General features: G+C 56.1%; 1 protein-coding gene. It reads left to right on the top strand.

The annotated features are described in order from the left end of the window. Positions 1 to 156 precede the first annotated feature (156 nt). Positions 157 to 2,043, top strand: coding sequence for a glycoside hydrolase family 9 protein (locus tag Q4526_RS06660; protein WP_215976155.1), 1,887 nt, complete (start codon positions 157 to 159; stop codon positions 2,041 to 2,043). The last annotated feature ends 213 nt before the right edge of the window (positions 2,044 to 2,256 follow it).

The raw sequence follows: 2,256 nt of genomic DNA, 5'->3' as shown, positions 1-2,256 counted from the left end.
GTCCAGCGTCCAGCGTCCATTAACCAATCTTTGCGCTACCTCACATAAGCCCACAGCCTAGCGCTCTCACCTGGGGCGTAATTCGCGCTACACTTCCTATGCGTTTATAACAACTCCATAGAACGCACCATAAAAAAATAAAATTAGGAAGAGCCAATGAAATTACTGACTAACAAGACTGTAACGAACAGACCCAGCCCATTTACCTCGTTTTCCTTTAAAACCGTGCTCACGTTTTGCAGTGCGTTTGTATTAGCCGCCTGTGGCAGTAATAGTGGAAGTGGTACTGCCGACGAGGCCAATAACTCCAGCCCCGCGCCCACGGCATCGAGCAGTAACCAGGCCAGCTCCGATACCGCCAGCACGAGCTCTGAAGCGACGGGCGAGCCCAGCCGTATTTTGGTTAATCAGGTGGGTTATGCGCCTCAGGCGGCCAAAGTGGCTGTAGTGCCCGAGGGTGGCGCTGCCGAATTCGTTGTGATTGATACCGCCACCCAAGCCACCGTTTTGCAAGGTGAGTTGTCGGCCTTTAGCGAGTGGACACCAGCGGGGCAGGTGGTCGCGCAAGCTGATTTTACCGAGCTGGCTCAGCCCGGCACCTATGTTGTAAGGGTGGAAGGTGTGCAGGACTCCGACCCCTTTGTGGTCGCCAGTCAGCCCTATCAAGCGCTCAATGCCAGCGCGTTAAAAGCCTATTACTACAACCGCGCCGGCTTTGCGCTGGATGCTGAGTACGCCGGTGAGTGGGCACGCGACGCCGGCCATGCGGATACCGAGGTGCTGGTGCACGCATCGGCCGCCTCCGACCAGCGCCCGGAAGGGACTGTTATCTCGGCGCCCAAGGGTTGGTACGATGCAGGCGACTATGGCAAATACGTAGTGAACTCCGGTATATCCACATACACCTTATTGGCCGCGCTGGAGCACTTTGGTGATTTCTACACAGCCAATGACACGGGTATCCCCGAAAGTGGCAACAGTACCCCCGATATTCTGGAAGAGGTGATGTGGAATCTGGAGTGGATGCTCGATATGCAAGACCCGAACGACGGCGGCGTCTATCACAAGCTTACCACTAAAAATTTCTCCGGCGCGGTGATGCCCAGCGAGGCGACCGATACTCGCTATGTGGTGCAAAAAACCACCGCCGCCACTTTGAACTTTGCCGCGGTTATGGCGGCGGCAAGCCGAGTGGTTGCCGAGTACGAGGACGTTTATTCAGGCTTGTCGGATGAAATGCTAAGTGCGGCGCAATCAGCCTGGCAATGGGCTGAGGCCAACCCCGATATTGCTTACCAGCAGCCTGCGGATGTAAGCACTGGCGCCTACGATGACGACACCTTTAATGACGAATTTGCTTGGGCCGCGGCCGAGCTGTATATCAGCACGGGCAATGACGATTACTATCAAACGCTTAACTTAACCGAGCAGAGCATCAGTAACCCGGCCTGGGCGCATACTGGCGCGCTCGCTTGGGTGTCGCTGGCTCATCACCGGGCCAACCTGACCGAGGCGGCAGATGTGTCCTTGATTGAGTCGGGTGTGCAGCAGTTTGCACAAGAACTGGTTGCTGACAGCGAGGCTTCCGCTTACGGTGTGGCATTGCTGCACGGCGATTTTTACTGGGGCAGCAATGGTGGCGCATTAAATAAGGCCATGATGCTGCTACAAGGCTACCGCTTAAGCGGTGACGCGCAACAATTAAAAGCCGCCCAAGCGTTGTTCGATTATATTCTAGGGCTTAACCCCACCGAATACAGCTATGTAACCGGCTTTGGCGAGCGCCCACCGATGCACATTCACCACCGTCAGTCCGAGGCGGACTCAGTGGTTGAACCTGTGCCCGGTTTTGTCGCCGGTGGCCCCAATACCGCCGCGCACAACGATTGCGGTGCCGATCAATACCCCGCCGGCGAAGAAGCCATCGCCCGTGCCTACCTGGACCACTGGTGTAGCTACTCCACCAACGAAGTCACCATCAACTGGAATGCGCCACTGGTGTATGTGAGTGGGGCTTTGGAGAGTATTTATGGGTGGGAGTGATGTTCGTCTGAAGCCGGATGTCTGACGTCGGATGCAGGCGCGTAATGCTGTACGCGGAACGCTAATGATGCCGCGCGGCATCATTAGCTGAACGTATGACGCAGAACGCGGGATGCGGAAGGCAGAACGTAAGGCGCAGAGCGCGAGAGGGCAAAACAATAGATAGCCGTTGACACGGTTTTGGGCAGAACAGCACAATATTGTCCAGCGTCC

Source organism: Gilvimarinus sp. 2_MG-2023 (genome assembly GCF_030547685.1).
Classification (GTDB): domain Bacteria; phylum Pseudomonadota; class Gammaproteobacteria; order Pseudomonadales; family Cellvibrionaceae; genus Gilvimarinus.
This window is presented reverse-complemented; position numbering and strand designations above follow the sequence as displayed.